Raw genomic sequence first — 6567 nt, 5'->3', positions numbered from 1 at the left:
GCCCGCCCCGCCGCGTCGCTCATCGCGCTTCGTGCGCTCCCGCCTCCATCAATGCAGGGATGCGTTCAAGGAAGACCTCACCGTCGGCACGGCCAAGGTTATAGGCGTGCACCATCTGCGACGGACTCGTGTAATCCCAACTCGAAATCGGCACCTTGCGCGACGGTTGCACGTAAAGCCGCTGCTGGACGCCGTGTGGCACAACGAACATCTGCGGCCGCGGATAAGGACGCGTGACCATCACGAGCACGTTGCCCGGCGCGTCAGCATCTAGCGCGCCGACCGGCACGTTGTCGACCATGCCGCCGTCCAGCACCGGCCGGCCGTTGCGCCGCAGAACCGGCGTGAACGGCGGTGTACTCGACGATTGCAGGATCAGGTCGGCCAACTCGTCGACGCTCGCGCAATCCTGCGCGCGCACGAATTCCGGATGAAAGCCAAGCGTCCGACCGAGCGTCGGATGCAGCGTCTTGCGCACGTATTTTTCGATGTTGTACGCGACCAGCCCTGCCGCGACCGCACTTCTCGCGCCGAGCCAGCGCGGCAGATGCGACACGCCGATGCGGATTTCCGGCGCCTGCGCGAGCCTGGAGAACTTGTCGCCATAGATATCGAGCAGCGCCTGACGGTAGATCCGGTAATGCGGGAACACCGACTCGCCGCGCAGCAGATTGCCCCAGTAGGCGTTGCGCGTGTTGTGGCGCAGTGCGTCTTCGTAATAGCGCATAACCCAGTCGGAGTCGCCGCGCGTGTAAATCATGCACGCGGTTGCGGCGCCGGCCGAAATGCCGGTGATCACGCGCGGACGGATGTCGAGCTGCGGCTGCACGACGTCCCAGAAACCCGCCTGCCACCAGCAGCGGTTGCCGCCGCCGGCGAATACGACCTGATCGAACATGCTGCTTTTCCTTGCTTTCCTTTGCTCTTGCTGCACGCAGATTGTGTTGGCGGCCCCCTCGGGTCCGACGCGCATTCACTCGAGCAGCGCGTAAGTCGTAGTGGCTTGAACCGCCATGTTGCCGCCTTCGTCGAACAGTTCGACTGCGCCAAACACGAGATTGCGGCCCATGCGCAGCACGCGCGCCTTGATCAGCACATCGCCCTTGCGGACCGCGCGCATGAAGTTGATGTTCAGCGACACCGTGCTCATCGGCTTGAAGCCGCCGAGCGCGGCGGTGATGGCGACGACCATCGCCGTGTCCGCGGCCGCCATGAATACCTGGCCGCTGATCATGCCGCCCGAGTGTCGCCACTCGCCAGAGAACGGCAGACGCAGCGTGGCGCTTTCCTCGTCGACCTTGATCGGCGTCAACGTGAGCGCCCGGACCCAGGGGGCGAGAACTCGGTCGAGCAGCTCGGTAATCTCTTTGTCATCCATGGGAATCCCCGGGCGAAAGCCGCGATGCTGCGTGCGGGAGGTGTCCGCGACATGATACCGGCAGCGTTGGACGCGTCGATGTTTTCGGGATGGCGGCTTGTCGAGGAAACGCTCAAGTTCGGGCGATGCGGTCTTTTTAATAACACTGCGAAAAGGGCTTGGCAATCTCAAAAAGATCCTGCATAATTTCGCTTCTGTTGGGGCGTTAGCTCAGTTGGTAGAGCAGCGGACTCTTAATCCGTAGGTCGAGTGTTCGAGTCACTCACGCCCCACCAAAGAAATCAAGCACTTAGCCCGGTCATTGCGACCGGGCTTTTTGCTTTTCGGTGTCCGTGTAAGCGCTAGTGTAAGCAATTTAGAAACAGCGGAGCCCACTCGGAACAGCGTGATCTGACGGTCCTCCAACCGTCGCCCCCCCCCCCGACTTCAAGATGACTCAGGACCGCTCTTGCTATCAAGATGAAGATGGCTCCGACTGGATATCCACTAAAATTCCGTCAAATTGCTGGTAGTGGCCTCCCAGCCTCGAATCTAGCTGCACGACTCCGTCGCAGATCGCAATTAGTCCGGCATCGTAAAGGGAATGCAAATCCCTGCGCAAAAGGATTCCGTCGCTCGACGTGTTGTGTCCATCGCGCCACTTCCGCCCTGCGAGATGCGCTGCCTTGAGCGCCTCTGGCACATCGCAGTTACTGATTACACACTTCCCATTGCAAGCCCGATAGACGGCTTCGCGGAACGCCGCTTGGTGTAAACGAACTTCTACTCGCGCGAAGCGTTTGAGTTTCTGGGCAAACTGCTTCGTCAGATCGGCCGCTATATCATGCGCGCGGAAAGCGGCTGCTTCTGCGCGCATTGCGCGGATCGCGGCTTCAATTTCAGTGTCCGGCACATGCTCATGAATTAGCTGATGCGCGAACGCACATGCCTTGCCGCTGAAGTGGTCTGGAAAAGCCAAAACGATCACTTCCCACGCACTCGCCCATTCACCTGCCTTCACCAAGGCTGCAAAGCCGGCAGAATACTCCGGGCGGCCCACAACGCGCTCACAAGTGCCAACGATGCCGTGACGTTGGAACATTTGCCAAGTGCGGCTGGCCGTGAATTTCTGCCCCTTTTGAGCCGAACGCACGGCCTCGTAACGTTCGTGAGAGCGCAGGATAAAATCCTCAACGCTGCCCGGGGCACATTCAATTCCGCGATCTAGTCGACCGGCCTTGCGAACAATCTGTCCCAATTGCACAAGTCGTTCATCGCAGAGCGCAACCAGTTCATCGCGACCGGCTGCATCAGCATTGGCCCGGAAGTTTCTAACATCTTCCATGGTGTTAAGACTGGCAATGCGAGTGGCGTACTTCTCTACGTCCATCCGACCATCCTTGAATTATTGTGTGAACGGCAATCGAAGCAAAAGGACCATAGACATCCGGTTGCCGATGCGTCACTGCGGCGGCGCAGGCCATCGAAGCGGTTGGGAAGTTTGAACGCGAGGATCGCAATCAATCCGGTCACGCGTCGATTTAAACATATCGCAAGTTTTCACTAGCCGCTGGCCGATCGCCCTCTCAAGCGCGCAGCGATTGCTGATGGCTGATGGCTTTGCATTCAACTCGACGCGTATACAGTTAAAGTATTTTCGAGATAAAGGCTGGATAGGCTAGAAATTGGGATCAATCACGGTCATAATGTCCGCAAAGTTACCCAGAGGAAAGCATGACCCAACGCCCGTCGCTCGATCTACTGAAACAGGCAAGAGATCGCTTCACGCAGCAACAAATCGCAGACCGCGTCGGCATGAACGTAAAAACAATTCGGCGGTGGGAAAAAGGACAGTCCCGTTGCCCGACGATGCTCGAGGCTACGCTTCGTGACATGATGCGGGCGGATCCGGTTGCGACTGAGACAGCCGATCATCAGAGTTTTCGCTTCATCGACCTATTCGCTGGCATCGGAGGCATCCGAAAGGGCTTCGAATCTCACGGTGGGGAATGCGTATTCACCAGTGAGTGGAACGATTTTTCGAGAAAAACCTACCTTGACAACTTTGGCGACCATCATCCGTTCGTCGGCGATATCGTCCCGTTTCCCGTTGAAGATGTGCCCGACCATGATGTCCTTTTGGCTGGCTTCCCCTGCCAGCCTTTTAGCATAGCCGGGGTGAGCAAAAAAAACTCTTTGGGTCGCCCCCATGGCTTTGAATGCACGACACAAGGGACACTATTCTTTGATGTCCAACGAATCATTGCTCACAAACGACCGAAAGCATTCCTGCTGGAAAATGTTAAGAACTTGGTGTCGCATGACAAGGGCAACACGTTCCGCGTTATCCTCGAGACGCTGCGTGACGTCCTCGGTTACGACGTCCACTATAAGGTGATCGACGGCGCACACTTCACGCCACAACATCGCGAGCGGATCATAATAGTGGGCTTTCGCGAGCCGACCGGTTTCTCATGGGATAACTTGCAACTTCCGGAAGTCGGGCCCCGGCTGGGATCGATACTTCATAAGACTGACGGTAGCGAACCACTGGTGCCGCATGATGCCGACAGGTTTTTCAACCACGAAAAGCAAACGGTGCAGGCAAAATATACGCTGACACCAAATCTATGGGCATATCTGCAAGCGTATGCGGAGAAACACAAGGCTGCCGGAAACGGCTTCGGCTACGGGATGGCGTATTCAGATAGCGTCACCCGGACACTCTCAGCGCGCTATCACAAAGATGGGTCCGAGATTCTCGTGCACCAAGGCAAGTCAAAGCGACCGCGCCGATTGACTCCGCGCGAGTGCGCTCGGCTTATGGGCCTTCCCGACGAATTCCGCATTCCGGTGAGCGATACCCAAGCCTATCGCCAGTTCGGCAATAGCGTTGTGATGCCCGTAATTCGGGAAGTGGCCCGGATTATGGTTCCGTCTATTCAGGCGCTTATCGCCAAGGAGCGCGACGGCATACCGCTAACTTTACCTTTATTCACTTAATGGTCGATGTAGTGGACAGCGCCACTCGTAGCCGGATGATGTCCGGCATACGGGGGCGTGACACTAAACCTGAAATACTTGTTAGAAGACTGCTGCACGGCCTTTGCTTCCGCTTCCGGCTTCACGTTCGTGACTTGCCCGGTAAACCTGATATTGTTCTCCCACGCTACCATGCCGTGATTTTTGTGCATGGCTGCTTTTGGCACGGCCACAACTGCCATCGTTTTAAGTCGCCAAATACCCGGCCAGATTTCTGGCGCGAAAAGATTGGCCAAAATCAAAGCAATGACGAGAAGACTCGTGACGCCCTGCTAGCTGCAGGCTGGCGGGTCGGCGTCGTCTGGGAATGCGCACTACGAGCCTCAAACAAGAGCGCCGAGGGCGTCGCACAAAGTGTCGCAGACTGGCTACGCTGCGACACTCCGTTTATGGAGCAACGGGGATGAAGCAAGGGTATCTATCGGAATATTTCGAGGGCGTCGCAGCAAAACGTCTATCGGCTGTCGAGGCCGACCAAACACGATCCAATCAGCATGAGTACAACGCTACAAGACGAATGCTTGACTTCATCGGTCGACCATCAGAAAAAACGCGCATGCCGGCGTTGTTTATCTATCTGACCGACGAGGATCCAGAACCGATCGTAGAAGACGCGTTTCTCACGCTATACGACAGCCGGAAGGATCAGCCACACCGACACCCTGAATATAGATTTTACTTCCCAACAACCACCGTCTCGATGAATGCCGCAGAGGGCGATCTACTGGTGATCGCAAAGCGGCAAGACGGCGGCCTGCTAGTTGTCATCGCAGAAAACGGATCGAGCGTATCGCGTCAGATTCAATGGCTTTTTGGGTTCGCAGATCTCACTCATCCCGGTTTTTCGGTGAAGAGCGAACTCGAAACCGAACAGGACCGAATCGAATTTGCGTCACGATTCATTCTGGAGAGTATTGGTATCGTCGTCGAAGCAACCAACGAGACCTATCTCGAAACGATGCTCCAACGGTTTGACGGGAAATTCCCGAAAACGCGTGACTTCTCTGCATATGCCCGCAGCACGCTATCAGATCTACGTCCACGCGACGATCCTGACGCGGTGGTTATGGCGTGGATGGAGCGCGAAGAGATCCTGTTTAGAACACTAGAGCGTTACCTGATCGCCGACCGCCTCTCGAAAGGCTTCTCTGGCTCCGCCGACGTCGGCGTAGACGTGGATGGTTTTTTGTCCTTCTCGCTATCAGTGCAAAACCGCCGCAAGAGCCGGGTGGGTCTCGCGCTAGAGAATCACCTCGAAATTCTATTTCAAGAGTGCGGTATTCACTATACGCGCACGGCGGTTACCGAGAACAAAGCGAAGCCAGACTTCCTGTTTCCGGGCGTACACGCATATCACGATCCGGCATTCGATTCACGGCGACTCACGATGCTCGGTGTCAAATCAACATGCAAAGACCGGTGGCGCCAAGTGCTCGCCGAGGCAGACAAGATCGCTGACAAACATCTCCTGACACTCGAGACGGCAATTTCGACTCAACAGACCGATGAAATGGCGGCGAAGCGCCTTCAGCTTGTGCTGCCACTGGGGCTGCATGACACTTACACGCCGACTCAACGCGTATGGCTTATGGACGTTGCCGGGTTTGTCCGCCTCGTCCATGACCGCCAGCAAGATAAGCAAAATGCCATCCGAGATTGAACACCCCGACCTTACACGATACACAAGTCCCCAATCGAGTTGATAGGCAAGCGAGCATGCACTGTGGACATTAAAGAAATTCCCAACTTCCTTCGAGAATTCGCAAGTAAAGAACTGGCGAGGCTAAAGACATCGCTCCCGTCGAGCGCAGAGGAAAAGTTCATAGTCTTTCTCGAGATTCAAAGAGTACTGGACGTTCGATGCGTGCAGCGAGCGGTCCAGCAGGAGGACAAGGTCCCGGATCATCAATTTGACATTCTTAGGTGGGGGATGAATCTCGCGACCTCCAACCTGCTTGTCCGCCAAACAACGCCGCTTGCCCTACCGTTAGACGGTGTTAGGAACTTCGAAGTACTGGGATTGCATGGACAAGCATAAGCATGGCGAAGACGACAAAATGCAGACCTGCGAGTGTTTCGGGCAAGCGTTCGTAGTCACGTGCGAGGCGTCGAAAGCGGTTGAGCCATCCGAAGCTGCGCTCGACTACCCATCGACGTGGCAACAGCAC

Annotated in this window: 7 protein-coding genes and 1 tRNA gene; 4 read left to right on the top strand and 4 right to left on the bottom strand. The window is 56.3% G+C overall.

Features of this window, described 5'->3' with window-relative positions; genetic code table 11:
* Window positions 1-19 precede the first annotated feature (19 nt).
* Both F6X40_RS40670 and F6X40_RS40665 read right to left on the bottom strand, forming a co-directional pair.
* A complete protein-coding gene (locus tag F6X40_RS40670; protein ID WP_187631780.1) occupies window positions 20-898 on the bottom strand; it encodes a patatin-like phospholipase family protein in 879 nt (292 codons plus the stop codon).
* A 75-nt stretch (window positions 899-973) separates the two neighbouring features.
* Entirely contained in the window at window positions 974-1378 is a 405-nt protein-coding gene (locus F6X40_RS40665) for a PaaI family thioesterase (protein ID WP_187631779.1), read from the bottom strand.
* Between the two features lie 199 nt (window positions 1379-1577).
* On the opposite strand from F6X40_RS40665, the gene F6X40_RS40660 reads away from it, so the two are divergent.
* Window positions 1578-1653, top strand: a tRNA-Lys gene (locus F6X40_RS40660).
* A 179-nt stretch (window positions 1654-1832) separates the two neighbouring features.
* On the opposite strand, the gene F6X40_RS40655 is transcribed toward F6X40_RS40660, so the two are convergent.
* Window positions 1833-2747, bottom strand: a complete 915-nt coding sequence (locus F6X40_RS40655; RefSeq protein WP_187631778.1) for an HNH endonuclease signature motif containing protein — start codon at window positions 2745-2747, stop codon at window positions 1833-1835.
* A 344-nt stretch (window positions 2748-3091) separates the two neighbouring features.
* On the opposite strand from F6X40_RS40655, the gene dcm reads away from it, so the two are divergent.
* The 3 genes from dcm to F6X40_RS40640 are packed head-to-tail and all read left to right on the top strand — an operon-like array spanning window position 3092 to window position 6059.
* Window positions 3092-4360: a DNA (cytosine-5-)-methyltransferase gene (dcm, locus tag F6X40_RS40650; RefSeq protein WP_187631777.1), complete on the top strand. Its 1269-nt coding sequence runs from the start codon at window positions 3092-3094 to the stop codon at window positions 4358-4360.
* Window positions 4360-4806, top strand: coding sequence for a very short patch repair endonuclease (locus tag F6X40_RS40645; RefSeq protein ID WP_187631776.1), 447 nt, complete (start codon window positions 4360-4362; stop codon window positions 4804-4806). The genes dcm and F6X40_RS40645 overlap by 1 nt, the downstream gene beginning before the upstream one ends.
* On the top strand, window positions 4803-6059 hold the full coding sequence (locus tag F6X40_RS40640; RefSeq protein ID WP_187631775.1) for a type II restriction endonuclease: 1257 nt from the start codon (window positions 4803-4805) through the stop codon (window positions 6057-6059). The genes F6X40_RS40645 and F6X40_RS40640 overlap by 4 nt, the downstream gene beginning before the upstream one ends.
* A gap of 337 nt (window positions 6060-6396) precedes the next feature.
* Here the strand turns inward: F6X40_RS40640 and F6X40_RS40635 are convergent.
* A partial coding sequence (locus F6X40_RS40635; RefSeq protein ID WP_187631774.1) for a transposase occupies window positions 6397-6567 on the bottom strand: 171 nt, incomplete at its 5' end.

It is taken from the genome of Paraburkholderia sp. UCT31 (assembly GCF_014397655.1).
GTDB classification, from domain to species: Bacteria; Pseudomonadota; Gammaproteobacteria; order Burkholderiales; family Burkholderiaceae; genus Paraburkholderia; species Paraburkholderia tuberum.
This window is presented reverse-complemented; position numbering and strand designations above follow the sequence as displayed.

What these genes read in the sequence shown, in the direction of transcription:
- F6X40_RS40670 (WP_187631780.1), bottom strand. Translation starts at nt 898, where the DNA reads ATGTTCGATCAGGTCGTATTCGCCGGCGGCGGCAACCGCTGCTGGTGG.
- F6X40_RS40665 (WP_187631779.1), bottom strand. Translation starts at nt 1,378, where the DNA reads ATGGATGACAAAGAGATTACCGAGCTGCTCGACCGAGTTCTCGCCCCC.
- F6X40_RS40655 (WP_187631778.1), bottom strand. Translation starts at nt 2,747, where the DNA reads ATGGACGTAGAGAAGTACGCCACTCGCATTGCCAGTCTTAACACCATG.
- dcm (WP_187631777.1), top strand. Translation starts at nt 3,092, where the DNA reads ATGACCCAACGCCCGTCGCTCGATCTACTGAAACAGGCAAGAGATCGC.
- F6X40_RS40645 (WP_187631776.1), top strand. Translation starts at nt 4,360, where the DNA reads ATGGTCGATGTAGTGGACAGCGCCACTCGTAGCCGGATGATGTCCGGC.
- F6X40_RS40640 (WP_187631775.1), top strand. Translation starts at nt 4,803, where the DNA reads ATGAAGCAAGGGTATCTATCGGAATATTTCGAGGGCGTCGCAGCAAAA.